The 26,981-nt window shown below is 68.6% G+C and carries 30 protein-coding genes, 1 tRNA gene and 1 pseudogene; 13 read left to right on the forward strand and 19 right to left on the reverse strand.

Going from position 1 to position 26,981, the window contains the following annotated elements; genetic code table 11:
- The first annotated feature begins 130 nt into the window (after positions 1 to 130).
- Positions 131 to 220: transfer RNA gene (locus ASF27_RS17320), tRNA-Ser, on the forward strand.
- Between the two features lie 220 nt (positions 221 to 440).
- Here ASF27_RS17320 and ASF27_RS23245 read toward each other — a convergent pair.
- Positions 441 to 789: pseudogene (locus ASF27_RS23245) on the reverse strand (hypothetical protein); the annotation flags it as partial.
- A 363-nt stretch (positions 790 to 1,152) separates the two neighbouring features.
- Here ASF27_RS23245 and ASF27_RS17325 point away from each other — a divergent pair.
- Positions 1,153 to 1,353: a hypothetical protein gene (locus ASF27_RS17325; RefSeq protein WP_056173826.1), complete on the forward strand. Its 201-nt coding sequence runs from the start codon at positions 1,153 to 1,155 to the stop codon at positions 1,351 to 1,353.
- Positions 1,354 to 1,537: 184 nt separating this feature from the next.
- On the forward strand, positions 1,538 to 1,768 hold the full coding sequence (locus ASF27_RS17330) for a hypothetical protein (protein ID WP_056362211.1): 231 nt from the start codon (positions 1,538 to 1,540) through the stop codon (positions 1,766 to 1,768).
- Between the two features lie 63 nt (positions 1,769 to 1,831).
- On the opposite strand, the gene ASF27_RS22760 is transcribed toward ASF27_RS17330, so the two are convergent.
- Positions 1,832 to 2,005, reverse strand: coding sequence for a hypothetical protein (locus tag ASF27_RS22760; protein WP_200918877.1), 174 nt, complete (start codon positions 2,003 to 2,005; stop codon positions 1,832 to 1,834).
- Positions 2,006 to 2,223: 218 nt separating this feature from the next.
- On the opposite strand from ASF27_RS22760, the gene ASF27_RS17335 reads away from it, so the two are divergent.
- Both ASF27_RS17335 and ASF27_RS17340 read left to right on the forward strand, forming a co-directional pair.
- Positions 2,224 to 3,489 carry an efflux RND transporter periplasmic adaptor subunit gene (locus tag ASF27_RS17335; RefSeq protein ID WP_156368849.1) on the forward strand — a complete coding sequence of 422 codons (1,266 nt, stop codon included), beginning with the start codon at positions 2,224 to 2,226 and terminating at the stop codon, positions 3,487 to 3,489.
- Between the two features lie 16 nt (positions 3,490 to 3,505).
- A complete protein-coding gene (locus ASF27_RS17340) occupies positions 3,506 to 6,643 on the forward strand; it encodes an efflux RND transporter permease subunit (protein ID WP_056362021.1) in 3,138 nt (1,045 codons plus the stop codon).
- Between the two features lie 434 nt (positions 6,644 to 7,077).
- Here ASF27_RS17340 and ASF27_RS17345 read toward each other — a convergent pair whose 3' ends face one another.
- The 4 genes from ASF27_RS17345 to ASF27_RS17360 all read right to left on the reverse strand — a co-directional run bounded on the left by ASF27_RS17345 (position 7,078) and on the right by ASF27_RS17360 (position 9,968).
- Positions 7,078 to 7,263 (reverse strand): hypothetical protein, encoded by a 186-nt coding sequence (locus tag ASF27_RS17345; protein WP_056173834.1) that lies wholly within the window; start codon positions 7,261 to 7,263, stop codon positions 7,078 to 7,080.
- A 119-nt stretch (positions 7,264 to 7,382) separates the two neighbouring features.
- Positions 7,383 to 8,708 carry an ATP-binding protein gene (locus ASF27_RS17350; RefSeq protein ID WP_082479300.1) on the reverse strand — a complete coding sequence of 442 codons (1,326 nt, stop codon included), beginning with the start codon at positions 8,706 to 8,708 and terminating at the stop codon, positions 7,383 to 7,385.
- A gap of 76 nt (positions 8,709 to 8,784) precedes the next feature.
- Positions 8,785 to 9,510: a response regulator gene (locus tag ASF27_RS17355; protein ID WP_056173838.1), complete on the reverse strand. Its 726-nt coding sequence runs from the start codon at positions 9,508 to 9,510 to the stop codon at positions 8,785 to 8,787.
- Positions 9,510 to 9,968, reverse strand: coding sequence for a MarR family transcriptional regulator (locus tag ASF27_RS17360; RefSeq protein WP_244476660.1), 459 nt, complete (start codon positions 9,966 to 9,968; stop codon positions 9,510 to 9,512). The genes ASF27_RS17355 and ASF27_RS17360 overlap by 1 nt, the downstream gene beginning before the upstream one ends.
- A gap of 276 nt (positions 9,969 to 10,244) precedes the next feature.
- Between ASF27_RS17360 and ASF27_RS17365 the strand changes: the two genes are divergently transcribed.
- The 3 genes from ASF27_RS17365 to ASF27_RS17375 all read left to right on the forward strand — a co-directional run bounded on the left by ASF27_RS17365 (position 10,245) and on the right by ASF27_RS17375 (position 11,865).
- Entirely contained in the window at positions 10,245 to 11,132 is an 888-nt protein-coding gene (locus ASF27_RS17365) for a branched-chain amino acid aminotransferase (protein ID WP_056362027.1), read from the forward strand.
- Positions 11,133 to 11,256: 124 nt separating this feature from the next.
- The gene (locus ASF27_RS17370; protein ID WP_056303330.1) at positions 11,257 to 11,511 is read left to right on the forward strand and encodes a DUF3072 domain-containing protein; all 255 of its coding nucleotides are present in this window, start codon (positions 11,257 to 11,259) and stop codon (positions 11,509 to 11,511) included.
- A 126-nt stretch (positions 11,512 to 11,637) separates the two neighbouring features.
- On the forward strand, positions 11,638 to 11,865 hold the full coding sequence (locus ASF27_RS17375; RefSeq protein ID WP_056173845.1) for a Flp family type IVb pilin: 228 nt from the start codon (positions 11,638 to 11,640) through the stop codon (positions 11,863 to 11,865).
- A 30-nt stretch (positions 11,866 to 11,895) separates the two neighbouring features.
- On the opposite strand, the gene ASF27_RS17380 is transcribed toward ASF27_RS17375, so the two are convergent.
- A complete protein-coding gene (locus ASF27_RS17380; protein ID WP_056362030.1) occupies positions 11,896 to 12,723 on the reverse strand; it encodes a DUF937 domain-containing protein in 828 nt (275 codons plus the stop codon).
- Positions 12,724 to 12,939: 216 nt separating this feature from the next.
- Here ASF27_RS17380 and sfsA point away from each other — a divergent pair, with 216 nt between their 5' ends.
- Complete coding sequence (gene sfsA / locus ASF27_RS17385) at positions 12,940 to 13,650, forward strand: DNA/RNA nuclease SfsA (protein WP_056362034.1); 711 nt, start codon at positions 12,940 to 12,942, stop codon at positions 13,648 to 13,650.
- A gap of 104 nt (positions 13,651 to 13,754) precedes the next feature.
- Here sfsA and ASF27_RS17390 read toward each other — a convergent pair whose 3' ends face one another.
- Positions 13,755 to 14,585, reverse strand: coding sequence for an FkbM family methyltransferase (locus tag ASF27_RS17390; protein WP_056173858.1), 831 nt, complete (start codon positions 14,583 to 14,585; stop codon positions 13,755 to 13,757).
- Between the two features lie 160 nt (positions 14,586 to 14,745).
- Between ASF27_RS17390 and ASF27_RS17395 the strand changes: the two genes are divergently transcribed.
- Entirely contained in the window at positions 14,746 to 15,510 is a 765-nt protein-coding gene (locus ASF27_RS17395; protein WP_056362048.1) for an alpha/beta hydrolase, read from the forward strand.
- Between the two features lie 10 nt (positions 15,511 to 15,520).
- Here the strand turns inward: ASF27_RS17395 and ASF27_RS17400 are convergent, their stop codons facing one another.
- The 10 genes from ASF27_RS17400 to ASF27_RS17445 form a co-directional block, all read right to left on the reverse strand.
- Positions 15,521 to 16,486 (reverse strand): hypothetical protein, encoded by a 966-nt coding sequence (locus tag ASF27_RS17400; protein WP_056362051.1) that lies wholly within the window; start codon positions 16,484 to 16,486, stop codon positions 15,521 to 15,523.
- Between the two features lie 33 nt (positions 16,487 to 16,519).
- The gene (locus tag ASF27_RS17405; RefSeq protein ID WP_056173867.1) at positions 16,520 to 17,281 is read right to left on the reverse strand and encodes an ABC transporter permease; all 762 of its coding nucleotides are present in this window, start codon (positions 17,279 to 17,281) and stop codon (positions 16,520 to 16,522) included.
- The gene (locus tag ASF27_RS17410) at positions 17,278 to 18,201 is read right to left on the reverse strand and encodes an ABC transporter ATP-binding protein (RefSeq protein WP_056362054.1); all 924 of its coding nucleotides are present in this window, start codon (positions 18,199 to 18,201) and stop codon (positions 17,278 to 17,280) included. Before ASF27_RS17410 ends, ASF27_RS17405 begins: the two co-directional genes overlap by 4 nt.
- 283 nt (positions 18,202 to 18,484) lie before the next feature.
- A complete protein-coding gene (locus ASF27_RS17415) occupies positions 18,485 to 18,970 on the reverse strand; it encodes an ATP F0F1 synthase subunit B (RefSeq protein ID WP_200918883.1) in 486 nt (161 codons plus the stop codon).
- 112 nt (positions 18,971 to 19,082) lie between these two features.
- Entirely contained in the window at positions 19,083 to 19,646 is a 564-nt protein-coding gene (locus ASF27_RS17420; RefSeq protein WP_056173874.1) for an ATP synthase subunit B, read from the reverse strand.
- 130 nt (positions 19,647 to 19,776) lie between these two features.
- On the reverse strand, positions 19,777 to 20,004 hold the full coding sequence (locus ASF27_RS17425) for a F0F1 ATP synthase subunit C (RefSeq protein ID WP_018044493.1): 228 nt from the start codon (positions 20,002 to 20,004) through the stop codon (positions 19,777 to 19,779).
- Between the two features lie 110 nt (positions 20,005 to 20,114).
- Positions 20,115 to 20,870 (reverse strand): F0F1 ATP synthase subunit A, encoded by a 756-nt coding sequence (locus ASF27_RS17430; protein WP_056173877.1) that lies wholly within the window; start codon positions 20,868 to 20,870, stop codon positions 20,115 to 20,117.
- Between the two features lie 85 nt (positions 20,871 to 20,955).
- Entirely contained in the window at positions 20,956 to 21,330 is a 375-nt protein-coding gene (locus ASF27_RS17435) for an AtpZ/AtpI family protein (RefSeq protein WP_056173881.1), read from the reverse strand.
- A gap of 172 nt (positions 21,331 to 21,502) precedes the next feature.
- The gene (locus tag ASF27_RS17440) at positions 21,503 to 22,159 is read right to left on the reverse strand and encodes a thioredoxin domain-containing protein (protein ID WP_056261939.1); all 657 of its coding nucleotides are present in this window, start codon (positions 22,157 to 22,159) and stop codon (positions 21,503 to 21,505) included.
- 93 nt (positions 22,160 to 22,252) lie between these two features.
- A complete protein-coding gene (locus ASF27_RS17445) occupies positions 22,253 to 22,750 on the reverse strand; it encodes a DUF721 domain-containing protein (RefSeq protein ID WP_056173886.1) in 498 nt (165 codons plus the stop codon).
- A 126-nt stretch (positions 22,751 to 22,876) separates the two neighbouring features.
- On the opposite strand from ASF27_RS17445, the gene mutY reads away from it, so the two are divergent.
- Positions 22,877 to 24,244, forward strand: a complete 1,368-nt coding sequence (gene mutY, locus ASF27_RS17450) for an A/G-specific adenine glycosylase (RefSeq protein ID WP_082479261.1) — start codon at positions 22,877 to 22,879, stop codon at positions 24,242 to 24,244.
- Between the two features lie 63 nt (positions 24,245 to 24,307).
- Here mutY and ASF27_RS17455 read toward each other — a convergent pair whose 3' ends face one another.
- The gene (locus ASF27_RS17455) at positions 24,308 to 25,501 is read right to left on the reverse strand and encodes a site-specific DNA-methyltransferase (RefSeq protein ID WP_274533799.1); all 1,194 of its coding nucleotides are present in this window, start codon (positions 25,499 to 25,501) and stop codon (positions 24,308 to 24,310) included.
- Between the two features lie 609 nt (positions 25,502 to 26,110).
- Here ASF27_RS17455 and ASF27_RS17460 point away from each other — a divergent pair.
- Entirely contained in the window at positions 26,111 to 26,458 is a 348-nt protein-coding gene (locus ASF27_RS17460) for a septal ring lytic transglycosylase RlpA family protein (RefSeq protein ID WP_056173892.1), read from the forward strand.
- A gap of 144 nt (positions 26,459 to 26,602) precedes the next feature.
- On the forward strand, positions 26,603 to 26,917 hold the full coding sequence (locus tag ASF27_RS17465) for a polyhydroxyalkanoic acid system family protein (protein WP_056092422.1): 315 nt from the start codon (positions 26,603 to 26,605) through the stop codon (positions 26,915 to 26,917).
- The last annotated feature ends 64 nt before the right edge of the window (positions 26,918 to 26,981 follow it).

Raw genomic sequence — 26,981 nt, forward strand, 5'->3', positions numbered from 1 at the left:
GTACGTTCGACATGATCGCGCCTTGCACCCCGCCGACACGGCTTGTACAGCGTGCCACCCGCGGCGTCGCGGCGACCCTGCAGGCCCCGGATTTACCAACCGGACGCCGTCGGTCGCGATGCAGGGGGCTGGAGGGGTGGCCGAGTGGTTGAAGGCGCACGCCTGGAAAGTGTGTATACCGGAAACGGTATCGCGGGTTCGAATCCCGCTCCCTCCGCCAGTTGCTACTAAACCACCGCAGATCAACGGATTTTAGCGCTCGATCCCGGCCCACGTGCAGACTATTGTGTCACCGTGGCTGTGGGGAGCGAAGCCAACGGTGCACCGTCCCGATATTCTGCGATGTCGCCGGGGTCGCGTATACGTCCGTGTCCCGACCCGCCTCGGTGGGTTGGCGGTTCCGTTCGAAGGTCTCGTTCAGCGTGAGAGCCTGTGGGCCGAATGCCGCCGGCAACGGCGAGCGGCGCAGGGACGAGGCCACCGATCAAACCGCCGGGGCCAAGGGCCCCACCGGGCGCTGCCAGACCCTCCGAATAGGGACCCGGTTTGCGGAAAGGTTCATCTGTTCGACCACCTCCGCCCGGATAAACGTCTTCACGCGGATCCAAGGTCTTCTCGAAGGCGTCCCGCGTCGTGATCTCGAGGAACAGCCTGCCCTTCGTTGCCATGTTGCGGTAAGCCGGGGTCGGAATCACGCCTGCGGGCGTCGGCTGGGCAACCGCCGTTCGTGTGACGGCCAGAGGTGTCTGTAGCCGCAAGCAGAGCGCGAGCGAAACCACGACGATGCATCAGGGGTATCCTGACATCATGGGATGCGCCCTGGAAAAGCACGATCTCGGGGCACCCATAGGCAGTCCGTACGTCAAGCCCAGCTTTCCGAAACCTAGACTACGCGATATTTGACACGATCCACATCGACGATTTCTTATCGTACCCTCCAAGCGGTCATCACTCATTTGATAACTCACCTGGCCCGTACACCTTAGCTTGTCGGGCATCACACGCAGGCGTTCGGGAAGGCGTTTCATCGGGACGCGAGTGGCCCGGTGAGCGAGCGTTCACGGCGCGGGGGCGTTGCACCCAACAATCGCGCCTCGACGAATGAACATTCCGCCGCCTCGTGTCGTTTCCAGTCCTTGCCCAGGAGCCGTGATGCTGCGCGACGAACATGAGGAACTGCCGGTCGCATCCAGCGAGACCGGCGGAATCGTTCTCAGCGAAATGACGCGCCTGCGCCTGGGGCGTCAGCTTCAAGCGATGTATGAACCGGTCATCGATGAGCCCCTCGACCCACGGCTTGCCGAGCTGATGATGCAGCTGGATCGCGACAAGGCCGGAAATCCTCATGCTTGATGGTGCCCGAGGGTAGAAATCCGATCAGCGGGGCGGTATCCAACGGGCGATCCTAGACGGAATGCCGCGGGAGACTTCCTGTCAACGCCCCGACGCGACAGGGCTTTTCAACGTTCAAAGGCCGGCTTAGGAACTGGACGCAGCGGCTTCGACCCGTTTCCCGTCAATGACCGAACGCTCCCTCATGCCCGCCTACCGTTTCACCGTCACCATCGACAGCGATGTGCCGCACGAGCCGGTGTTTCGGCACCTGCGCGACGCCGATGCGGCCTGGGGCGAGGCGGGTCGGCTCGCGCGCGAGATCTGGGCAGCGAGCGGCGATCGGCGCCTGATGCAGGCCGTCGTTGTCGTGACCGATGCGGCGGGGGAGATCGTCCTCGAATTTCCCTTCACGGAAGCCCTCACGGCGCCCTGATACGAGAACGGCGCCGGTGGCCCGAAGCCACCGGCGCCGCTGCGACCGTCGGGTGAAGGCGGCTCAGTCGAGCTGAGACGCCTCCGGACAGGCCGCGCGGATGGTTTCGGGCAGGGCGGCGAAATCGGCGTAACCGGCCTCGCGCGCCATGGCGTCGAGGGCCGACACGGCATCGGCGGCGCTGCCGGTCCACAGCACGGCGCCGTTGGTCTTCTGCTTGATCTGGAAGATGCTCATGATGCGTTCGCCCAGGCTGTCGAGGGATCTCGAAAGTCAGAACGCGCGAAGCGCGCCTCAGTTGCGGCAAGGTCGAGCGGTTCGGTCCTTCGTCGCCGCCGACGATTCGGCTATGCTCGAAGCCTGGAACGACGCCTTGAAAAGGCCGGTGTCGGGCGTCACGGCTCGGCGCCTCATCCTCGGCCCTGTGGGCACACCTCGAGCGAATGCCACAGCCCATGCGCGCGCGCGACCTTCTTCCGGCCCTCGCCCTGCTGCCGGCCTTTCTCCTCACCCCGATCGGCGCCGAGGGGACGAGCGGAGCGAAGGCGGCCGAGACCGCTGCCGTCCCGGATGCCGCCGCTCTGGCGCCCGCCGTCACCGTTGTGCCGGCCGAAGAGCGCGAGGTGGTCGAGCGGGCGGTGGTCACCGGCACCCTGGTGCCGCGCGACGAGATCCTGGTCGCCCCCGAGATCGAGGGCACCCGCATCACCGAACTCCTGGTGGAAGAGGGCGCGCGGGTCGAGAAGGGCCAGCCGCTGGCCCGCCTGTCCCTGGAGATGATCGTCACCCAGGAAGCCGCCAACGCCGCCGCCCTGGCGCGGGCCGACGCCGCGATCGTCCAGGCCCGCAGCCAGATCGTTCAGGCCGAAGCCGCGCAGGTCGAGGCCAGCCTGGCCCTCGAGCGGGCGCGAAGCCTGGTGAAGACCGGCAACGCCACGGCGGCCGTGCTGGAGCAGCGGGTCTCGGCGGCGCAGGGCGGGGAGGGGCGTCTCGCCGCCGCCCGCGGCGGGCTCCAGCTCGCGGAGGCCGACCGCGCTACCGCGCGCGCCCAAGGCTCCGAGATCGCCCTGCGGCGCGCCCGCACGGACATCCGCGCGCCCGAGGGCGGCATCGTCAGCCGGCGCACGGCAAGGGTCGGTGCCACGGCGAGCGCCGTCGGCGAGCCGATGTTCCGCCTCATCGCCCGGGGCGAGATCGAACTCGAAGGCGAGATTCCCGAGGTGTCGATGCCGCGGCTCAAGCTCGGCGATCCCGTCAGCCTTGAGGGCGAGGAGGGCCGCATCCTCACGGGACGCGTCCGCCGCATCGATCCGGAGGTCGACCGCATGACCCGCCTCGGCCGCGTCCGCATCGCCCTGGCACCCGACCCTTCCTTGCGCATCGGCGCCTTCGCACGCGGCAAGGTCGAGGTCGCGCGCCGGCGCGGGGTCGCCGTGCCGCTCTCGGCGGTGCTCTACGCGACCGATGGGGCCGCCTCGGTCTTCGTGGTGAAGGACGACCGGGTCGAGGCCCGCCGGATCGCCCCGGGGCTCGCCGCCGACGGCATCATGGAGGTCCGTTCGGGCGTCCAGGCCGGCGAGGCGGTGGTGGCACGCGCCAGCTCCTTCCTGCGGCACGGCGACCTGGTGCGGGCGGTCCGGCCGGCCGGGCAGGCCGCAGGGGCGCAAGCCGTAGGGGCGAAAGCCGCGGACGCGACGCCTCCGCAAGACGCCGCGCGCTGAGATCGGACCCGCCGCCATGCGCCTCAACATCTCCGCCTGGGCCATCCGCAAGCCGATCCCCTCCATCGTGCTGTTCCTGGTGCTGGTGGTGCTCGGCCTCGTCAGCTTCCGCGCCCTGCCGATCACCCGGTTTCCCAACATCGACATCCCCATCGTCGCCGTCACGGTGACGCAGGCGGGTTCCGCCCCCTCCGAGTTGCAGACGCAGGTGACGAAGGTGGTGGAGGACGCGGTGGCCGGCGTGAAGGGCGTCAAGCATACCATCTCGGCCATCACCGAGGGCATCTCGACCACCACCATCGAGTTCCGCCTGGAGACCAACACCGACCGGGCGGTCAACGACGTCAAGGACGCCATCTCGAAGGTACGGGTGAACCTGCCCCGCACCATCGACGAGCCGATCATCAACCGCGTCGAGATCGCCGGCCTGCCGATCATGATCTACGGCGCCGCCGCCCCGGCGATGACGCCCGAAGACCTGTCCTGGCTCATCGACGACGTCATCGCCCGCCAGATCCAGGGCGTGAAGGGGGTGGGCGGCGTCGAGCGCCTCGGCGGCGTCGCCCGCGAGATTCGCGTCACCCTGAAGCCCGACCGCCTGCTGGCGCTGGGCATCACGGCGGCGGACGTGAACCGGCAGCTGCGCCTGACCTCCGCCGACATGGCCGGCGGGCGCGGCGAACTCGGCGGCCAGGAGCAGTCGATCCGGACGCTCGCGGGCGCGGCCAGCCTCGACACCCTGGCACAGACCTCCATCATCGTCCCGGGCAACCGCAAGGTCCGCCTCGACGAACTCGCGACCCTGGTGGACGGCGCGGAGGAGCCACGCACCTTCGCCCGCTTCAACGGCGAGCCGGTGGTGGCCTTCGCCATCTCGCGCGCCACGGGGGCGAGCGACGCCGAGGTCGCCACCGCCGTGGCGAGGAAGATCGACGAACTCCGGGGCAAGCACCCGGGCGTGCGCTTCGATCTCATCGACACCTCGGTCACCAACACGGTGGGCAACTACCACTCGGCGATGCTGAGCCTCGTCGAGGGCGCGGCGCTGGCCGTCATCGTGGTGTTCCTGTTCCTGCGGGACTGGCGCGCGACCCTCATCGCCTCCATCGCCCTGCCGCTGTCGGTGCTGCCGACGTTCTGGATCATGAACACGCTGGGCTTCTCGCTCAACGCAGTGAGTCTCCTCGCCATCACCCTGGTGACCGGCATCCTCGTCGACGACGCCATCGTGGAGATCGAGAACATCGTCCGGCACATGCGCATGGGCAAATCGCCCTACCGCGCGGCCCTCGAGGCGGCCGACGAGATCGGGCTGGCCGTCATCGCCATCACGGCGACCATCATGGCGATCTTCGCCCCCGTCTCGTTCATGAGCGGCATCGCCGGGCAGTACTTCAAGCAGTTCGGCCTCACCATCGCGGCGGCGGTGTTCATGTCGCTGCTCGTGGCGCGGCTGATCACGCCCCTGCTCGCCGCCTACTTCCTGCGCGATCACGGGCCGGAGGACGAGCGCGAGGGTCCGGTCATGCGGGCCTACACCCGCGTAGTGGCCTGGTCCGTACGCCACAAGTTCATCACCCTGGTGGTGGGGCTCGCCTGCTTTGCCGCCTCGATCATGTCCACCCGCCTCCTGCCGGCGGGCTTCCTGCCGGCCGAGGACGCGGCGCGCACGATCTTCGTCGTGGAGCTTCCCCCGGGGGCGCGGCTTGCCGACACCACCCGGGTCAGCGACGGCCTCGTCGACCGGATCAAGACCCTGCCGGAGGTCCGCAGCGTCTTCGTCGACGGCGGCCGCCAATTGCCGGGCAAGAAGGAGGTGCGGCTCGCCACCTTCACCATCAACCTGACGCCGAAGAACGCGCGGCACCGCACGCAGAAGGAAGTCGATGTCGCCATCGGCTCCCTCCTGCGCCAGGAGCCCGACATCCGCTCCTGGGCCCTGCGCGAGAGCGGCCAGCGCGACCTCACCCTCATCGTCTCGGGGCCGGACAAGGCCGTGGTGGCCGACGTGGCGGCCCAACTCCAGCGCGAGGCGGCGCAAGTCCCCCACCTCGTCAACGTGCTCTCCACCGCGCCGCTGGACCGCACCGAGATCCGCATCCGCCCGAAAGCCGGGGTCGCGGCCGATCTCGGCGTCTCCACGGACCTCATCGCCGAGACCGTGCGGGTCGGCACCATCGGGGACATCGGCGCCAATCTCGCCAAGTTCAACGCCGTCGACCGGCAGGTGCCGATCCGCGTGATGCTGCCCGAGCGCCTGCGCGGCGACCTCTCGCAGCTGGAGACCCTGAAGGTGCCGGTGAAGGGCGGGGCCTCCGTGCCGCTCTCGACGGTGGCCGATCTCAGCCTCGGGCGGGGGCCCACGGCCATCGACCGCTACGACCGCGCCATCCGGGTGGCGCTCGAGGCCAACATGGAGGGCTCGGACGCACTCGGCTCCCTCATCGCCGCGGTCCTCGACCTGCCGGCGGCCAAGAACCTACCGCCGGGCGTGGTCATCCGCCAGACCGGCGACGCCGAGGTGATGGGTGAGGTGTTCGAGGGCTTCGCGCTCGCCATGGGTGCGGGCCTGATGATGGTGTTCGGTGTCCTCGTGCTGCTGTTCGGCAACTTCCTGCAGCCGCTCACCATCCTGTTCTCCCTGCCGCTCTCCATCGGCGGGGCGATCCTCGGGCTGCTCATCTTCAACAAGCCCATCTCCATGCCGGTGGTCATCGGCATCCTCATGCTCATGGGCGTGGTGACGAAGAACGCCATCATGCTGGTGGATTTCGCCCTCGAGGAGATGGCCAAGGGCGTCGACCGGGCCACCGCCATCACCGACGCCGGCGCCAAGCGCGCGCGGCCCATCGTGATGACCACCATCGCGATGGCGGCCGGCATGGTGCCCTCGGCCATGGCCCTCGGCATCGGCGGCGAGTTCCGCGCGCCCATGGCCATCGCGGTCATCGGCGGCCTCATCGTCTCGACGGGCCTGTCGCTGATCTTCGTGCCGGCGATCTTCGTGCTGGTTGACGACCTCTCGCGCCTGTTCGTGCGCCTGTTCGCCCGCTTCATCGGCCAGAAGGACGAACCGGAGGACGGCCCCTTCGCCCTGCCGGCCGCGTCCGCCAACGATCGGAAAGGCTTTCCGCCACGCATCGCGGCGGAGTGATTTCTTCTCGGTTCGCGTTCCTTTCGCAAGGACGGAAGGTCGGCGTGAGCCGTAACGCGCTCGCTCTCCTTCCAGGTGACGACATTCATGGATCTCGCGGACAGCGCGGGTCCCCTCTCCTGGAAGGAGAGGGACAGGATGAGGTGTGCGAACGCTCCGGAAAAATCCACGACCCTCACCCCGACCCTCTCCCAAACAGGAGAGTGAGCACCGGTGCGCCTTACGCCCGCATCCGGATGCCGTCCGGTGCCCTGTTTCCACATGGAAGCGGTTCGATCGAGGTTGTGTAAATCCGGCTGCCTTCCAGGAGAGGGACCCGCGCTCGGTCCATGCCGATGCCCGAACCGATCAGGTAATGACGCCCCCAAACGAAAACGGCCCGAACCTGAGAGGTCCGGGCCGCAAAATCGCGTCGCAAAAAACCGAAAAGAAGCTCAGGCGCGCTCGGCGAGGCGGCTGGCGCCGTAGCAGAGGCCGCCGGCGACGATGAACAGAACGACGAAGGTCTTCACCGTGGAATAGAACAGAGCCGGCTCGATGCCCGCGTCCGTATAGAGCAGCAGGCCGATGGCGGCGATGGGCAGGAGCAGGAGGGCCAGGATCGGGGTCAGCGGGTTCATGGGGTCACTCAGCCTCGACGCGGACCCGACGTGCCGGCCCGTATGATCGCGATTACGTTCACCCCCTTAGCACTCCGGTCCATGCGGCGCCAAGGGTCGCGCGGCGCCAAGGGGTCGCGTCAGGCCGGAATCCGCACGGTGGCGCGCAAGCCTCCGAGCGGCGAGTCGTGCAGGCTTACGTCGCCGCCATGCGACCGGGCGATGTCGCGGGCGATGGAGAGGCCGAGTCCCGAACCGCCGGCATCCTGGCGTGCGTCGTCGAGGCGCACGAACGGCTTGAACACCTCCTCGCGCTGGTCGAGGGGAATGCCCGGTCCGTCGTCGTCGATGGAGACGAGAAAGCTGCGAACCTCGCGCCGGCCGACCACCGCGACGGTGTCGCCGTAGCGGGCGGCATTGGCCGCGAGGTTGAACAGGCAGCGCCGGATGGCGTCGGGCCGCAGGGTGACGCTGGCCTCGCCCTCGATCTCGACGGCCTCCACGTGGGCGCCGAGGCGCTCCATGTCCGTGCGCAGGTCCTCCAGCATCGCACGCATGTCGGTGGGCACGGCGAGTTCGCCGGAATCCCCGCGCGCGAAGGCGAGGTAGGCTTCCAGCATCCGGCTCATCTCGTCGACGTCGCGCTGGAGGTCCTCGACGTCGGCCGTCTGGTCGATGAGCGCCAGGGTCAGCTTGAACCGGGTGATGATGGTGCGCAGGTCGTGGCTCACCCCGTTGAGCATGGTGGTGCGCTGCTCCATCGCCCGTTCAATGCGACGTTTCATCTCGATGAAGGCGTGACCGGCTTGGCGGACCTCGCGGGCGCCGCGTGGGCGGAACTCGATCTCGCGGCCCTTGCCGAAACTCTCGGCGACGGCGGCGAGCCTCAGGATCGGCTTGATCTGGTTGCGCAGGAACAGGATCGCGACGCCGAGGAGCACCAGGGACGATCCGCTCATCCACAGGAGGAAGATGTGCGAGTTCGAGGCGTAGGCCATGCTGCGCCGCGCCGTGACCCGCAGCACCCCGTCGGGAATGGCGACGCGGATCTCGATGAGGCTGGAGCGGCCCACCGTGTCGATCCAGTACGGTCGGCGGATCTGGCGCTTGATCTCGTCGGACAGCACTTCGTCGAGGATCGAGAAGAACGGTCGCGGCCCGGCGACGGGCAGCGTCGCCCCCTTCAGGATGTCGAGGTCGAGGTTGAGCCGGGTGCCGGCGATGCGCGTGAGGGTCTCGGCGTCCTTGTCCTGGGGGTAGCTCTCGTAGACGTCGATGAGGGCGGCCACATCCGCCGTCACCGCCGCCGACAGGCGCCGGGTCACGAGCTGCCAGTGCCTCTCCATGAACGTGTAGGCGATCACCGATTGCAGCAACACCACGGGCGCGATGATGATGATCAGCGACCGTGCATAGAGGCCCTTCGGCAGGAGGTCGCCGATGGCGCGGCTGAGGAGCCGCCACATCCGTCGCGGCGGCGGCACCCGCGCGAGGGCCGTCAGCAGCCGATTCGGCGCGTGCGTGCGCGGCACGGCCCGGCGATCAATCGACGGCGAGGCGGTAACCGACGCCCCGGACGGTCTGCAGGAACAGGGGGTTCGCCGGGTCGACCTCGGTCTTGCGGCGCAGGCGGTTGATCTGCACGTCGATGCTGCGCTCGGCGGCGAGGCCGCCGGCCCCGGCGAGCGCCTCGCGTTCCACGTTGGCGCCCCCGGCCTGGGCCAGCACGGTGAGGATCTCGCGTTCGCGCTCGGTGATGCGGATGGTCTCGTCGGCGCGGCGCAGCTCGCCCCGGTCGATGCGGTAGGAGAACGGCCCGAAGGTCACGGTCTCGAGGCCGGGCTCGCGCGCCGGGGCGCCCTCGGCGCGCCGCTTGATGATGTTGTTGAGACGCAGGATCAGTTCGCGCGGCTCGAAGGGTTTCGGCAGATAATCGTCGGCGCCGATCTCGAGGCCCATGACCCGGTCGTTGGGGTTGGAGCGGGCCGTGAGCATGAGGATCGGCACCCGCGAGGTCTCTCGGACGTGGCGGGCGTAGTCGAACCCGCTCTCGCCCGGCATCATCACGTCGAGGACGAGGGCGTCGAACACGAAGCACTGCGCCTTGGTGCGCGCCTCGGCGACGTTGGCGGCGGCGGTGACGCGGAAGCCCTGCTCGTAGAGGAAGCGGGTGAGGAGCTCGCGCACGCGGCGGTCGTCGTCCACCACGAGGATGTGGGGCGCGTTGTCGGCCAGCTCGACGCTGGCCTTCAGACCGGGGAGGGACATCAGGCGGCGCTCCGGGCCCGGCGGGCCATGAGGCGACGCACGGCGGCGCGCTCCTCGGGCTCGATCATGGCGAGCAGGAAGTTCTGGGCCGAGAGCGCCCCGCCTTCCCCGGCGCCTTGCGCCGGCTCGGCGAGCGCCCGCGTCACCCGGTGGGTCTGGACCCGGATGAGGTCGCCCGCGAGCGCGGTGCCGCGATCCGTACAGAACAGCAGCCGCTGGCGCCGGTCGCTCGTTCCGGTCTTCTGGACGATGTAGTCCTGCTCGATGAGATCCTTGAGCACCCGGTTCAGACTCTGCTTCGTGATCCGCAGGATATCGAGGAGTTCGGCGATGGTGAGGCCCGGGTAGCGATCGACGAAGTGCAGCACCCGGTGATGCGCCCGGCCGAACCCGTATTGCGCCAGGATGCGGTCCGGGTCACCGACGAAATCGCGATAGGCGAAGAACAGCAGCTCGATGAGGTCGTCGCCGGGGCTTTGGGATGAGGCGGTCTCCGCCGGACCGTGTGCGTCGCTGCCGGCCGTCTGGGTCGCGGGAAAGGTCACGTCGGGGGCGGCCTGATTTTATGTCAGTGTTATTGACATATTTCAGGTGCGTTGCTACCCGTCAAGCCTTCCGGTAGGGCGTCACGACCCCGTGGCCTGTTTCAACTTCTGGCCTGTTCCGCCGCCCGACCCCCGACTCCCATCTGACGCCGGCTTCGAGGGCAAGCCCGCGTGCCGAGGAAGCCCACCATGTCCCTGATCCCGTTCGACGCGCGCGAGGGCACCATCTGGTACGATGGCGCGATGGTGCCGTGGAAGGATGCCAAGATCCACGTGCTGTCCCACGGCCTGCATTACGGGTCGTCGGTGTTCGAGGGCGAGCGGGCCTATGGCGGGCGCATCTTCAAGAGCCGCGAGCATGCGGAGCGCCTGCGCCGCTCGGCCGAACTCCTCGACTTCAAGATTCCCTACAGCGCGGCCGAGATCGAGGCGGCCAAGGAGCTCGTCCTGCGGACCAGCGGCCTCGCCGACGCGTATCTGCGCCCGGTGGCGTGGCGCGGCTCCGAGATGATGGGCGTGGCTGCCCAGAACAACACCATCCACCTCGCCATCGCCGCGTGGGAATGGCCGAGCTACTTCGATCCCGAGACCAAGATGAAGGGCATCCGCCTCGACATCGCCGATTACCGCCGGCCGGACCCCCGCACCGCCCCCTCCACCTCGAAGGCGGCGGGCCTGTACATGATCTGCACGATCTCCAAGCATCGGGCCGAGAACAAAGGCTACGCCGACGCCCTGATGCTCGACTGGGAGGACAACGTCGCCGAATGCACCGGCGCCAACGTGTTCTTCGTGGCCGACGGCGTGATCCACACCCCGCTTGCCGACCGCTTCCTCAACGGCATCACCCGTCAGACCGTGATCGAGCTGGCCAAGCGCCGCGGCATCCAGGTGGTGGAGCGGCGCATCCTGCCGGCCGAGCTCGAAGGCTTCTCGGAGTGCTTCATCACCGGCTCGGCGGCCGAGGTGACGCCGGTGTCCGAGATCGGTCCGTACCGGTTCGTGCCCGCCAGCCTGACCAAGACGCTTATGGACGACTACACCGCCGAGGTGCAGCCCAAGGCCGAGGCGGCCTGAGGCCCGCGACATCCGGTCCAAGGTCCCCCCGGAGGCCTTGGATCGGTAACCTTGGACCGGGCGATGCGGAACCGCGAGCCCGACCATGCGTTCACAGGGAACATTCCATGAACGCGAGGCGATGATGACCAAGGCTGCTGAGAAGGCCGTCGCGGCCGACGAGACCAATCCGAAGATCGACCCGAAGGACACGTCGAACCAGATCAAGGATCCGAGCGAGTGGACCACCGGCGGCGAGCCGATGACCGGCGCCCAGGCCTCCTACCTCAAGACCCTGTCCGAACAGGCTAAGGACCCCGAAGCCTTCTCGCCCGACCTCGACAAGGCCGAGGCCTCGCAGCGTATCGATGCCCTTCGCAAGGAGACCAAGGGCAACTGATCCACACCGGGGGCCGGCTCGAATTCTACGTTCGGGTTAAGCCCCCGGAAGTATCTGACCGGTTACCGTTACGTTGCTTCGGAACCGGCTACGTTGCTTCGGAACCGGCAGGGATTTTTTCGAACGATGGCTGGGTTTCCGAACGGTTTCGAGCATCGCGGTGATCCCGATGCGGCACAGGACATCCAGCGCGGGCGGGCACGGTTCGCCGCCGACGCGAGCGGCGCGACGGCCGTCGAATACACGCTCCTCGTCGGCCTGATTGGTCTTGCTCTGGTCGGGGCGATGCGCGCCTATTCCGACAAGATGGTGATCGTCTACAACACCCTCGCCACGGCGATCACCACACCCTGAAGGCGCCCCGGGAACCGGCGGAACGCGACGTCAGCGCCCGCCCGACTTGCCGGACTCCGCCTTGCCCGACCCGGTGCGCGCGGTGGCGTCGCCCGGCGGGTTCGCGTTCCGACCGCTCTCCTGTTGACGGCCCTCTTGCCAGAATGTGTCGAACAGGCGCTGCATCGCCTTGGCGTTCTCCTGCTGGACGTCGAGGCCGGACTGGAACATCTGCTGAAACAGCTCGAAGGGCGCCGCGTCGTTGGTGGCCGGGGCCGGTTGCCCGGGCGTGACGCGCGCCGGGGCGGGCTGGGGCGCCAACCGCGTCGGCTTCGCAGTCGTGCGAACCGGGGGCGCCTTCGCCGGCGTTCCGGGCGCGAGGGCACCCCCGGCCGTCATGAAGGCGTTCACCATATCGGTCCAGTAGGGGTTCGGCGGAATGCCGAACGCGTTCGGCGCCGGCGCGGGCGCCGCCTGCGGCGTCTGGTTGATCATCACGTGGACGATGCCGGCCACCACCATCCCGGCCATCACCGGCAGCATCTGCTTGAGCACCGGCGTGGCGATACCGCTCGTTCCCGCCGCCTGCTGCAGCACCGCCTGGCTCAGATGCGGCGAGCCGAAGAGCTGGCGGACCAGCATGTCCATCTGCGGCGAAGCCGATGGGCGCGGCGCCGTCGCACCGGCACCCGCCAGACTGAAGAGGTGGGCGAAGCCCGTCGGGTCGTTGGCGGCGTTGCGCTGGAGCCCCATGGTGAGGGCGGGCAGCAGCGCCTCCATGGCCCGCCGGGTCTGGTCCTGCGACAGGCCGAACTGCTGTCCGAAGCCCTGAGCGCCCGGACCGGCCTGCGCCTGGAGGATATCGAACAGGTTGAACATGGAACTGGGCCTCGTGAACGGATGGGCGACGCCGATCCGGGTCGTATACTCGCGTGCGTGGGTTCAAGTCTGTCGCATCGGCGGTTGACTTACCAGCCCGCCGATGGCGATGCCCCCTGCGGGAGGCCCGGAATGCCGATTCCGGACGGCGTTTCCCCGTTGAATCGATACGGCGCCACCCGTTTTCGCCACCAACATCCTCAGCAAGGCGCCCCGATGCGGTTTCCCGCGCCCCTCATCCCCGCGCGCCTCGTGCGCCGCTACAAACGCTTCCTCGCCGATATGGAGCTCGCGGACGGCAGCCTGGTCACGGCCCACTGCGCCAACCCCGGGGCGATGCTGGGCCTGCTGACGCCCGGCGCCCGGACCCTGCTCTCCGCATCGACGAAGCCGTCCCGGAAGCTCGGATTCTCGTGGGAGCTCGTGGAGGCCGACCTCCCCGGCGGCCCGCAATGGGTCGGCATCAACACCCAGCGCCCGAACGCCCTCGTGGCCGAAGCGTTTCGCGCCGGGGCGTTGCCGCAGCTCGCCGACTATACGGGCTTGAGGCCGGAGGTCCGCTACGCCGCGGCGAGCCGCGTCGATTTTCTGGCGCAGGGGGAGGGGCTCGGGCCCTGCCACGTCGAGGTCAAGAACTGCCACCTCCTGCGCACGCCCGGCCTCGCCGAGTTCCCCGATTGCGTCGCCGCCCGCAGCGCCCGGCACATGGCGGATCTCGCCAACGTGGTGGCGAACGGCGGCCGGGCCATGCTCATCGTCGTCGTGCAGATGTGGGCGACCCGCTTCGACGTCGCCCGCGACATCGATCCGGCCTTCGACGCCGCCTTCCAGGCCGCCCGCGCGGCCGGCGTCGCGGTCCACGCCCATCGCTGCCGGGTCGACCCCGAGGGCGTCGCCCTCGCGGACGCGATTCCCGTGGTCGGGTGACGCCTCATGCCGGTCGATCGCCTCGCGATGCGGATTTGGGCTTCGCTCAGGCGCCGCGCGGGCTGCCCGAGACTGTCCCCGAATGGATCATCCGGAAAACAGTGTCAGGCACTCCGCTCGAAGATCAGGTTCAGCCGGGTCCGGGCCAGGAGGCGGTAGCCGTTGGCCTGCAGCAGGGCGGGCAGGTCGATCTGCCACTGGTCGGTGCCGTTCTCCACGAGGAGCAGCTGCGGATGGAGCGAGACCGGGGCAGTGCGGAAGAACGGCTCGAGGATGAGATCCTCGGCGCCCTCGACGTCGAGTTTGATCGCGTCGATGCGGGTGATGCCTTCGCCCTGCGCAAGGTCGAGGAGGGTGACGGCCGGCACGCGGATCTGCGCCCCCTCGTTGGTGCCGACGATCTTCAGGCTCGACTCGCCCCGGTTGCGCGGATCGACGAACAGGGTGAGGGCACCCGCCTTGTCGGCCACCGCGCAGGCCACGGCCTTGACGGTGCCGAACGGGTTCTGGCCGATGTTGTAGGTCAGCCGGTCGAACACGTCGGGCTGCGGCTCGACGGCGAGGATGCGGGCCCGCGGCCCGGCGAAGGCCGCCACGAACAGGGCGTACGCGCCGATGTTCGCGCCGATGTCGAGGAAGGTGCAGCCGGGTTCCAGGCGCGCTTTGAGAAGCGCACGCTCCTCGGGATCGAAGAATTGCGGCGTGAAGAGCACCTTCTTCTCGCAATTGTTGTTGTACGGGTAGAGCCGCATCCGGGCGCCGTAGCGCTCGACGTCGAGGGGCTTTCCGCGCAGCAGGCCGATGCCGATCCGGCGCAGGAACAGGGCGAGGCGGCGGGCGCCCCAGCTCCCGTAGGAGAGCCGGCCCGTGCGTCGGGCGATGCGCGCGACGAGGCCGGTGGGGGCGTAGGTGCCGTAGGGCTGCGTGTCCTTCATCGCCAGGGGTGATGCCAGCCCGATCCGGCGGGGGCAAGCGCCGGCGCCATCCGGGGGGCTTCCCTCCATCGCCGGCGCGGACCACAACGGCATCGGCCCCGCCCGCTGCCGTACCCCGAGCCTTCCATCACTCCGAGCCTCCCATCACCCCGAGCCTCCCATGCAGACCTTCCTCTCCGACGGCGTCAGCATCGCCTACCTCGACACGGCCGCGCGCGACGGGGCCGGCGACCCGATCCTGCTGATCCACGGTTTCGCCTCGAACCACCGCGTCAACTGGGTCAACACCCTCTGGGTGAAGACCCTGTCGGAGGCCGGGCGCCGGGTGATCGCCCTCGACAATCGCGGCCACGGCGAGAGCCAGAAGCTCTACGATCCGGAGGCCTACGGGTCCGACCTCATGGCCCGGGACGCGGCCCGCCTCCTCGACCATCTCGGCATCGATCGCGCCGACGTCATGGGCTATTCCATGGGCGCGCGCATCGCGGCCTACCTGGCGCTGGACGACGCACCCCGCGTGCGCTCCCTCCTCCTCGGCGGCCTCGGCCTGCACCTCGTGGAGGGACGCGGTCTGCCGAGCGGGATCGCCGAAGCCCTGGAGGCGGAGCCCGGCACTCCCGCTCCCAACCCCACCGCCGCGGCCTTCCGCACCTTCGCCGAACAGACGAAGAGCGATCTCAGGGCGCTGGCCGCCTGCATGCGCGGCTCGCGCCAGACCCTGTCGCGGGCCGAGGTCGCCGAGATCCGGGCGCCGACCCTGGTCACCGTCGGCACCCTCGACACGGTCTCGGGGCCCGGCCCGGCCCTCGTCGCCCTGATGCCCAACGCCCAGTCCCTGGAACTGCCCAATCGCGACCACAGCACGGCGGTGGGCGACCGGCAGCATCGCGAGGGCGTCCTCGCGTTCCTCGACGGACGGGCCTGAGACCGGACATCTACGCGGCGTCCGGGTCCGAAAGCCACGCAGGAACCCAGCGCTCGGGCCGGGGGGCACGGGCAAGGTCGGCACGCCCCTGATCCACGGGCGCCGGCGCCCCGTCGATGACCGGGCGGGTCTGATAATCGAACCGCGGCAGGATGGTCCCGTCCGCGTGCATGTCGAAGTGCATGGTGAACCACAGGCCGCATCCCGGCTCGGACAGCGCCTGTGCGTCGCGCAAAGCCCGGAGTATGGGCTCCATGAGGGCTGCTTCGGGAATCGGCTGCGGTCCACGTTCGAAGACACGCGCTTGAAACAGGTCGCCGACGAGGGAGACCTCGAAACGGGTCGAATCCCAGGGGTTGCGGCCTTTGGGACGATGAGCATTCAGGAGATGGGCCAGATCGGCCAGCGCCGGATGCCGGCCCCAATAGGCTTCGCGCTCCTCGCTCCGACGCGCCATCCGGGTCGCGAACACGATGCTGTCGCCCGGCACCGCGACGGCCTCGAGGTCGGCTCGACCCAGCCGTCCCCGCAACCACTCCGCCAAGTCATCGAGGCCGTCCTCCACGACGAGTTCGGACGGCGCGAAATCGCTCCATGTGCCGCCATCGTCGAAGGCCCCGACCGCGAGACGCGCGAGGAAGGCTTCGAGGCTCGGGGCAATGACGCCAGCCTCGCCTTCGGAGCCCAGGCCGACGATGCTCGGCGCGTTCGGATCGTGTCCGGGCGGGAGCCAGAACCCCGCCTCCGATCCGTCCGGCAGATGCAGGAACAGGGCGAATTCCCGGCGCAGGGGTGTGCCGTCCACGATGGGCGCATCATCGGCCCAGCTTCCGGCAAGATCGAAGCAGCCGACGCTGCCCCAGGGCCGGCCCGCGAGCCATTGCCCGAACTCCATCAGCAGGCCGGGAGGCTCAAGGCTGGGCGGAAAGGCCCGGCGGATATCGGCCTCGTCGACCTTGTAGACGCGCGTAGACATGCCTCGTTTCTCCATCCCGACGGCGACGGCCGCTCAGCTCTTCAGGCGATACCCGGTGCGGAAGATCCAGGTGACGCCGGCAAGGCACAGGGCGAGGAACACGAGGGCCATGGCGAAGCTCACGCCGATACCGACGTCGGAATTGCCGAAGAACGACCAGCGGAACCCGCTGATGAGATAGACCACGGGATTGGCGAGACTCAGGGCCCGCCACACCGGCGGCAGCATGTCGATGGAATAGAAGCTGCCGCCCAGGAACGTCAGCGGCGTGACGATGAGGAGCGGCACGAGCTGCAGCCGCTCGAACCCGTCCGCCCACAGGCCGATGAGGAAGCCGAACAGGCTGAAGGTCACCGCCGTGAGCAGGAGGAAGCCCACCATCACGAACGGATGCTCGATGCGGATCGGCACGAACAGCGTCGCGGTGGCCAGGATGATGAGCGCGATGAGGATCGATTTCGACGCCGCCGCGCCGACGTAGCCGAGCACGATCTCCAGGGGCGAGACCGGTGCCGACAGGATCTCGTAGATCGTGCCGGCGAAGCGCGGGAAGTAGATGCCGAACGAGGCGTTGGCGATGCTCTGCGTCAGGAGCGAGAGCATCATCAGGCCGGGGACGATGAAGGCGCCGTACGCGACCCCGTCGACGGAGGCCATGCGGGAGCCGATGGCCGCGCCGAACACCACGAAATACAGGGACGTGGCGATGACGGGGGCGACGATGCTCTGCAGGGCGGTCCGCCAGAAGCGGGCCATCTCGAAGCGGTAGAGGGCGCGGACCGCGTACCAGTTCATGGCCGTTCCTTCACGAGGTCGACGAAGATGTCCTCCAGGGAGGATTGGCTGGTATCGAGGTCGCGAAAACCGATGCCGGCGCGGGCGAGGTCGGCGAGCAACCCCGTCAGGGCCGCGTCGCCCTTGGTGCTGTAGGTGTAGACGAGGTCGCGCCCGTTCTCCGCCAGTTCGAGGTCGTGTCCCGAGAGGGCGGGGGGCAACGCCGCGAGCGGGGCGTCGAGGTGGAGAGTGAGCTGCTTCTTGCCGAGCTTGCGCATGAGCTCGGCCTTCTCCTCGACGAGGATGATCTCGCCGTTGCGGATCACGCCGACCCGGTCGGCCATCTCCTCGGCCTCGTCGATGTAGTGGGTGGTGAGGATGATGGTGACGCCCTGGTCGCGCAGCTTGCGCACGAGGCGCCACATGTCCTGGCGCAGGGCCACGTCGACGCCGGCCGTGGGCTCGTCGAGGAACAGGATGCGGGGCTCGTGGGCGAGCGCCTTGGCGATGAGCACGCGCCGCTTCATGCCCCCCGACAGGGTCATGATCCGGCTGTCCTTCTTGTCCCACAGGGAGAGGTCGCGAAGCACCCGCTCGATATGGGCCGGGTCGGGGGGCAGACCGAACAGGCCGCGGCTGAAACCGGTGGTGGCCCACACGGTCTCGAAGGCGTCGGTGGTGAGCTCCTGCGGCACGAGGCCGATGGCCCGGCGCGCCGCCTTGTAATCCTTGTCGATGCAATGTCCGTCGACGCGGATGCTGCCCGCGCTCGCCGTGACGATGCCGCAGACGATGCTGATCAGCGTGGTCTTGCCGGCGCCGTTGGGGCCGAGCAGGGCGAAGATCTCGCCCTTGCGGATGTCGAGGGAGATGTTCTTCAGGGCGTTGTGCCCCGTACCGTAGACCTTGGACAGGTTGGCAATCGAGATGATCGGCGGCATCGAGTCTCCGCTTGGAGGGCGCTTGCGCGCGAGGGGCCGGGCTACGGGACAGATGAGTCGGCCCGGCGGCGGGGCCGACCGGCGCGGCCCTCTCCTGGAGGAGAGGGACAGGGTGAGGTGTGTAGCTCATCCGAATCGGTCACACACCTCACCCCAACCCTCTCCTTCCAGGAGAGGGAGCCTGTCGCGATCGTCCGATCCCAGCCGAGCCCCGACCCGCGAACGATCCGGGAAACGAAAAAAGCCGCCTCGCGGCGGCTCTCCCGTCAGGTCGATGGGGCGTTCAGGCCCGGAGGCGGGTGCGGACCTCACCGAGGCTCTGGCGAACCAGATCCTGGGCCGCGTCGCCCTGCATGCGCTCGCGCAGGATGACCTCCGAGACCTTCACGGCGGCGTCGGCCGCGGCGGCTCGGACCTGGGCGGTGGCCTGGACCTCGGCCTGAGCGATCTTGGTTTCGGCCGACTTGGTGCGGCGGGCGATGAATTCGTTCAGGCGGGCATGGCCCTCGTCGGCGATGCGCTGGGCCTCGGCGCGGGCACCGGAGACGATGGCCTCGGCCTCGGCCTCGGCGGAGGACCGGCGCTTCTTGTAGTCGGCGAGGATACCGGCGGCTTCTTCACGTAGGCGGCGGGCCTCGTCGAGCTCGGAGCGGACGCGCTTGGCCCGGCCGTCGAGACCGTTGGTGATCTGGTTGAAGCCGCCGACCTTCCAGACGACGGCCATGAACAGCACGAAGGCGACTGCGACCCAGAATTCGGCTTCCAACAACATGCTCGTCGTCCCAACTCGATGGCGCCCGGGCCGGAGGATCGGTCCTGGGCGGAGCCGTCGGCTCCCCGGAGGGACCGCCGGCCGGTAAGGTGTAGGGTGGCGTGCCCGCTCAGTGCGGGAGGGCGACGCTATCGAGGGCCTTGGCGATGGCCGCCTCGTCCGGGCTCCGGCCGGTCAGGCGCTCGACGATGGCGGATGCCGTCTCGCCGGCGATGCCGCGGACATTGCCCATGGCCTCGGCGGTGCGGCCGCGGATGGTGGCCTCGGAGGCCGCGATCTTGGCGTTGAGTTCGGTTTCGAGCGCCTTGCGCTTGGTCTCGGCGTCCCGCGTCAGGGCCGTGCGGGTCTCGAGTGCGATGGCCTGGGCTTTGGCCTGGGCATCGCTCAAGGACTTCTCGTAGGCGGCGCCGGCGGCGTCGGCCTCGGCCTTGAGGCGTTGGGCCTCGTCGAGGTCCGACGACAGGCGATTGGCGCGGTCGTTCAGGATGGACTGGATGCGCGGCAGGGCGATCTTGTCCATGAGGTAGTAGAGCAGCCCGAAGGCGAGGGCGAGCCAGATGAGCTGGGACGCGAAGGTGTGGCTCTCGAAGGGCGGAAAGCCGCCGCCGTGCTCGGAGGCCGGCGTCGCGGCGAAGCCTTCATGCGTTGCGGTCGGATGAGCCGGCTGAGCCATGACGTCCTTCGGTCAAATCGGGGGACTTGCGGTCAAATCAGAGACTGGGGCCGGACGCGCCTTGCATCCCTTTGGGGACGCCGCATCCCCTCGGGGATGCCGCGTCCGGCCCGGTATCGGTTCGCTGGACTCAGACGGCGAACAGGAGAAGCAGCGCGACGAGCAGCGAGAAGATGCCGAGCGCTTCCGTGAGGGCGAAGCCGAGGAGCAGGTTGCCGCGCTGGCCGTCGGCGGCCGACGGGTTGCGCAGGGCACCGGCGTAGAACTGGCCGAAGAGGTTGCCGAGGCCGATGGCGGCGCCCGCCATGCCGAGACAGGCGAGGCCGGCACCGATGTACTTGGCAGCTAAGGGATCCATCAAATTGCTCCTGGGGTCCGTGTCGTCGTTGCGTGGAGAGAATCCGGGCCGCGAGGGCGGACCCGGGGACGGAAGGGGTGCCCGGCCGCGAGGGCCGGAATCCACCGGCCTTAGTGGCCGGGATGCAGCGCGTCGCTGAGATAGATCGAAGCGAGCGTGGCGAAGACGTAGGCCTGCAGGCCGGCCACGAGGAACTCGAGGGCCGTGACCGCGACGCTGAGGGCCAGAGGGAGGGGCGAGATCGCCCCCCAGGCGCCGGCGGCGAGGAGCGCCGGAACGAAGCCCGCGAAGATCTTGAGGGCGATGTGGCCGGCGAGCACGTTGGCGAACAGACGCACCGCGAGGCTGATGGGGCGCGAGATGAACGACACGATCTCGATGGCGACGATCATCGGCAGGAGCCAGCCGGGCACGCCGGAGGGCACGAACACCTTCAGGAACTTCGTGCCATGGGCCATGAAGCCGTAGACGATCACGGTGCCGATCACGAGGAAGGCCAGCGCGAAGGTGACGATGATGTGGCTGGTCACCGCGAAGGCGTAGGGGATCATGCCGAGCATGTTCAGCACGAGCACGAACATGAACAGCGAGAAGATCAGGGGCATGAACCGCTCGGAGCCGTGGCCGGCGGACTGGCGCAGGGTCGAGCCGATGAACTCGTAGAACACCTCGGCCATGGACTGCATGCGACCCGGCACCACCGAGCGCTGCGCGGTGGCCACGATGGTGATCAGCGCGATGATCCCCACGGCGGCGAACATGTACAGGGCCGACTGCGTGAACGCGATCTCCTGGTTACCGATATGTCCGAACGAGACGAGCGGCTTGAGCTCGAACTGGTGGATCGGATCCATCTTTACGGCCATTGCCGCTCCCGTCCTTTTCGAAACCGAACGGGCCGGAGGCCCGCCACCACCAATCGCCGCGCGAGCGGCGTTCTCACGAAATCGCCTAGCGATCCCGTTCCTTCGTCGGCGCCTTCGAGAGCGATCCCGAGACACGCATGACGTTATAGACGCCGGTCAGGAAGCCCAGCATCAGCAGGACGATCAGGCCCCAGGGTTTCGTCCCCAGGAAATGATCGCACATCCAGCCGAGTATGCCCCCCGCCAGGACGCCGGCGATGAACTCCGTGGAGAGTCGCATCGCTTGGCCGAGAGGAGAGGGCCCGGTCGAAGAACCGGAACGCGACGAAGGACCGGGAGGGGCGCTGGGCCGCTTCCGCTCGATCTGCGTCTCGAGACGTTTGAGCCTCTGGGAGAGGTCCTCGTCCCGCGCTTGCTCCCGTTCGGCTCCGCGCCCATCCCCAGCGTCGTTGCCGCTCATACGCGAAAACTCACATTGGCGAGAGCGGAGAGAACCGGCCGGGACACCTCCTTCAAGCGGGCGGCAACATAGTTTCGCCCACCTTGGGTGTCAAGGCGACCTCGACACGACTTAACATATTGCGCCCATTCGGGAATTCGCTGTTTTGCCCGTGCATCGCAAAAGCGATGCGTCAGGCGCCGAGAATCGGCTTGATCACCTTCTCCATGCCCTCGATGGACATCTCGCCGGTGTAACGCTCGCCGTTGATGAAGAAGGTCGGGGTGGAATCCACCTTGAAGGTGTCCATGCCACGCTGCTTGACCGTGTTGATGGCCCCGTAGAGCTTCTGGTCCTTGAGGCAGGCCTCGAACTTGTCCTTCGAGAAACCGGCCTGGCGCAGCATCTGCTCCAGGGCGTCCACGGGCGATTGCGGCTTCTGCACGTAGGCCCAGCCCTGCTGCTGGTCGAACAGCAGGTCGGTGATGGGGTAGTACTTCGCGTCGCCGTCGCAGCGCGCCAGCATGAAGGCCGCGGTGGCGAGCGGATCGAGGGGGAATTCCCGCAGGGTGAAGCGCACCTTGCCGGTGTCGATGTAGCGCTCCTTGAGGACCGGGTACGTCGTCCGGTGGAAGGCGGCGCAATGGGAACAGGTCATCGAGGCGTACTCGATGATCGTCACCTTCGCGTCCTTCGGGCCGAGCCAGACGTCGCCCAAGGGCCCGGGCTCCATCAGGGTCGAGAGATTCGCCCCGCCTTGCGCGAACGCATCCAGGGTGAACCGGGGCAGGAGGGCCGCCGCGCCGATGGCGAGGCCGGTGGCTTTGAGGGCGTCGCGCCGGGTGATCATGGTCGTGACAGGCTCCGCTTGCGGACAAACGCATCGTCTCCCGCCTGCGGTAGAATCTGCCGGCCGTCCTGACAAGGCGCGCGGGCGCCCGACTCAGCGCCGGGGCACGGCTTTCGGGGCCGTCGCGACCACCGCCATGCCGAGGCGGTCGAGGGCATCGCGCAGGGCGTCGTCGTCGATGGTGCGGACCGCGAGTGCCACTTCGCCGCGGCGGACGGGGTCGACGACGGGCGGTGGCACCTTTCGGCCGATACGGTCGACCCGGCCCTGGCGCATGACGATCTTGGCGACGCAGGCCCAGCCGTAATGGGCGTTGACCCGCTGGATCACGATCGGGGCGAGGTGCTGGAGTTCGAGGGCGAACACGCCCTCCACCCGCACCACCAGAGTACCGGGATCGGGGCGGCCCTCCTCTTCGCGGCGGCGCCGGCGCGGCCATTCGAGCTTGGAGGGCTGGCAGTAGCGCGCCAGGCGCTCGCCGACGATCTCGGGCCAGGCGGCGAGGATGTCCGTGGAGGCGAAGCCCTGCGCGGCGAAGGCCGGGCCGATGCAGGCATCGAGGAGTTCGGCGAGTGGCTTGACCCGCGCCATGCGCAACCGCTTCCGTTTCCCGCCGCCGATCCACACCGTATCGCGCCCGAATGGTTAGCACGGCGTTGCGTGCCGCCGAAGGCCCGGTTGGAGGCGTCGAGCGACCGGAGTAAGGACGGGTGCCCCATGCCAGTGCCGAGCCCCGTGACCGACGCATCTCTACCAAGCCCCCTGGCGGGCGATCTACCAAGCCCCCTGGCGGGCGATCTACCAAGTCCCCGGGCGGACGATCTGCTGACCTGGTACGACCGGCACCGCCGCGTCCTGCCCTGGCGCGCCCTGCCGGGGCAGGCGCCGGACCCGTACCGGATCTGGCTTTCCGAGGTGATGCTGCAGCAGACCACCATCGCGGCGGTGAAACCCTACTTCCACAAGTTTCTGGAACGCTTCCCCAGCGTGGATGCCTTGGCGGCCGCCCCCGAGGAGGCGGTGATGTCGGCCTGGGCCGGGCTCGGCTACTATTCCCGGGCGCGCAACCTCCACGCCTGCGCCAAGGCTGTGGCGGAGGCCGGCGCGTTTCCCGACACCCTCGCGGGCCTGAGAAAGCTTCCCGGCGTCGGCGCCTACACGGCCGGCGCCATCGCGGCCATCGCCTTCGACCGCCCGGAGGCCGCCGTCGACGGCAACGTCGAACGGGTGATGACCCGCCTCTACGCCATCGAGACGATGATGCCGGCCGCCCGCACGGAGGTTCGCGCCGTGACACAAGCCCTGGTGCCGCACGACCGGCCGGGCGATTTCGCGCAGGCGGTGATGGATCTCGGCGCCACGATCTGCACACCCAAGCGCCCGGCCTGCGCCCTGTGTCCGTGGATGGCGCCGTGCCGCGCCCGGGCCGCCGGCACGCAGGAGACGTTTCCGCGAAAACTGAAGGCGGTGAAGGGGACCCTGCGCAAGGGCGCGGCCTTCGTGGCGGTCCGGGCCGGCGATGAGGCGATCCTCCTGCGCACCCGCCCGCCGGAGGGCCTGCTCGGCGCCATGGCCGAGCCGCCCATGAGCCCGTGGGAGCCGGATTACGATCCGGCCCAGGCCCTCCTCGACGCGCCGTTCGACGCCCGCTGGAAGCGTCTGCCGGGGCTCGTGCGCCACGGCTTCACGCATTTCCCCCTCGAGCTGACGGTCTTCCTCGCCCGCGTCGCCTTGAGCACCCAGGCCCCCGCCGGCATGCGCTTCACGCCCCGGCGGAATCTCGACGACGAGCCACTGCCCGGCGTGATGAAGAAGGTGCTGGCCCACGCCTTCGATCCGAAGCCCGAGCCGGTGAAGCGCGGGCGCCCGAAGGCCCTGCGGGCGGTCGCCGACACGCCGCTCTTCGCCGAGCCGGAAGTGGAGGCTCCGCAGCCACCGCCGAGTTTTCGCCCGGTGCCGAAGCCGGCGCCGCGTGCTGTGGTGGCACCGCCCGTCGAGGACGGGGAGGGGTTTTTTGGGGAGCCGGAGGAGGCGCCGCCTGCCCCGCCGCGAAAACGCGGCCGGCCGAGGACGCGCGGGCAGTAGGGCGCGACCCCTCCCCACTTTGCGGGAGAGGGCATTCCGCGGAAGGCGGGCTGTACCAGAAATTCAGGCGGCCGAACCCATGGCGGCCCGCATCCGGGCTCGGAACACGTCGATCACCACGGGCTTGCCGTCGCGGGTGGCGTGCCAGAAATCCCAGCCGTTGCAGGCCGGCAGGCCCTGCACGAGGGCGCCGATCTTGTGGATCGAGCCCGAGGCCGGGCCGGCCATCACGGTGCCGTCGGGGCGCACGATGGCCGAATGCCGCCCGCGCGCGTCCGTGAGGGTCTCGCCGGCACGAATGTGACCGGCCTCGAGAACGCTGAGGAAGGCGACGCGGGGCTCGGCGCGCTTCGTCGGCGCCACCATGAGGGCGGCCTGCGACAGGGGCTCGACGGCGTCGATGCGGGCGCGGGCCGCGTCGGCATAGACGGTCTCGCGCTCGATGCCGATGAAGCGGCGGCCGAGGCGCTTGGCCACGGCGCCGGTGGTGCCGGTGCCGAAGAACGGGTCGAGGATCACGTCACCCGGATTCGTCGCCGACAGGATGGTGCGGGCGAGCAGGGCCTCCGGCTTCTGGGTCGGGTGGACCTTCAGACCGTCGGCGCCCTTCAGGCGCTCGTCGCCGGTGCAGAGGGGGATGAACCAGTCCGAACGCATCTGGACGTCGTCGTTGCCGCCCTTCAGCGCCTCGTAATGGAAGGTGTAGCCCTTCGATTCGGCCGAGCGCGACGCCCAGATCAGGGTCTCGTGGGCGTTGGTGAAGCGCTTGCCGCGGAAGTTCGGCATCGGGTTGGCCTTGCGCCAGACGATGTCGTTGAGGATCCAGAACCCGAGGTCCTGGAGCGCGCCGCCGACGCGAAAAATGTTGTGGTAGGAGCCGATGACCCACAGGGTCGCGTTCGGCTTCATCACCCGGCGGGCGGCGGTGAGCCAGGCGCGGGTGAAGGCGTCGTAGGCGGCAAAGCTCGAGAACTGGTCCCAGGCGTCGTCGACGGCGTCGACGCGGCTCTGATCGGGCCGCAGGAGCGAGCCCTCGCCGAGCTGGAGGTTGTAGGGTGGATCGGCGAACACGCAGTCGACGCTGCCCGCCGGCAGGGCGTTCATGGCGCCGATGCAATCCCCAACGAGAATCTCATCGAGGGGAAGGCGCTGAACGGGGGGTACGAGACCCATCCGCGGCGCCGACACGAGTCGCCCGGTACGCGAGACACTTTTCCGGGCGACGGTATCGGCAACCGCGGTACGCAGGGGAGCCATGGCAAACACCGGTTACGCGACTGACAAGGCGGACCATGCGGCCGTTAACGTAAAGGGCGGGTTGCCGGGTTGAGGCGAATGCGTCTCGATTTGGGGCTGCAGTTTTTGCCGGGTGCGTTGCCGGACCGTCCCGCAGGCTAATTGCGAGCACCGATCGGTCCTGCATCAGTGTTGCCCTGGGTGTCGGAGGGCATAACCCGAGATGTCGCCAACACTTCCACCGATCCAGAACACGGGTAGGGCGGGGTCTGCTGAACCCTCGGACGTCAGGCAACCGGCCCCCAAGCCGCGATCTTGAAAATAATCTTTCTTCTTCGGCCCCGGGAGGGCGGCGCATGGCTGGGTTTCGTCGCGCGCAGGGCAGTTTTTTGCTGCTCGGTGCGGGGGCAGGCAGAGCCCGCGGCCGGATCGGCCCACGGCAGCATTCACTTGGAATGAAACGTCTTTTCGGCTTTCACACATCGATCCACACTACATTGTTGTACAACTACAGATGATGCCTTTGATCTAGCCTCATATGTGACCGCAAATGCCTCATTTCACCCGGTCTCATTTTGGCCCCGTTCAAATTCATTTTGCCGGCCATCCGAAACAACCGAGCAAGACCGAATGAACATCAATTCCGTTCGTGTGGCCGCCACCCTCATCGGCACCGTCATGACCTTCGCCAGCCTGCCGGCCGCCGCCCAGAGCGGTGGCGCGTCCTGGTACGGAAGCGGTCGCCAGACGGCCAACGGCGAGCGCTTCAACCCGAACGGCATGACGGCCGCCCATCGCAGCCTGCCCTTCGGCACACGGGTGCTGGTGCAGAACAAGCGCAACGGCCGCTCCGTGGTGGTGCGGATCAACGACCGGGGGCCGTTCGTGCGCGGCCGGATCATCGACCTCGCCAAGGGACCGGCCCGCGCCATCGGCATGGGCGGCGTGACCCATGTGGCGCTGAGCGTGGTTCACTGAGGCGCGCATCGCAGCGCGCCTCGTGAAAACCGAGGCCCGCATCGCGTCGCCTCCCTCGAAAACGTCACCTTCCGCAGCCGCCGGCGTTGTCTCGCCGGCGGCCGTCCCCATGTCGGGGGTCGGAGCCAACCGCGCAGGACCCCCATGGCCAAGCCCTTGATCGTCGAAATCCCGCATGAGCTCGGCCTGGCCGAAGCCCGCCGGCGCATCGCCGACGGGATGGGTCAGGTCCAGGGGCTGCTCGACAAGACCGGCGTCGCCGTCGACAAGTTGGCCTGGACCGACGACCGCCTCGACTTCGCCATGGCGGCCATGGGCCAGAAGGTCGACGGGCAGGTGGATGTCGGCCCCCAGACCGTTCGGGTCGAAGTGCGCCTGCCGCTGCTGCTCGCCCTGTTCGCCGAACGCATCCAGAAGAAGCTCGGCCAGGAGGGCAACCTCCTTCTGACGAAGAAGTAGGCGGGACCGGAAACGAGGCGGAACCGGCACGCCGGGCGCCCGTTCCTCACGCCCGACCTTTTCG

The sequence above is a fragment of the Methylobacterium sp. Leaf102 genome, from assembly GCF_001422425.1.
In the GTDB taxonomy this organism is placed as follows: Bacteria; Pseudomonadota; Alphaproteobacteria; order Rhizobiales; family Beijerinckiaceae; genus Methylobacterium.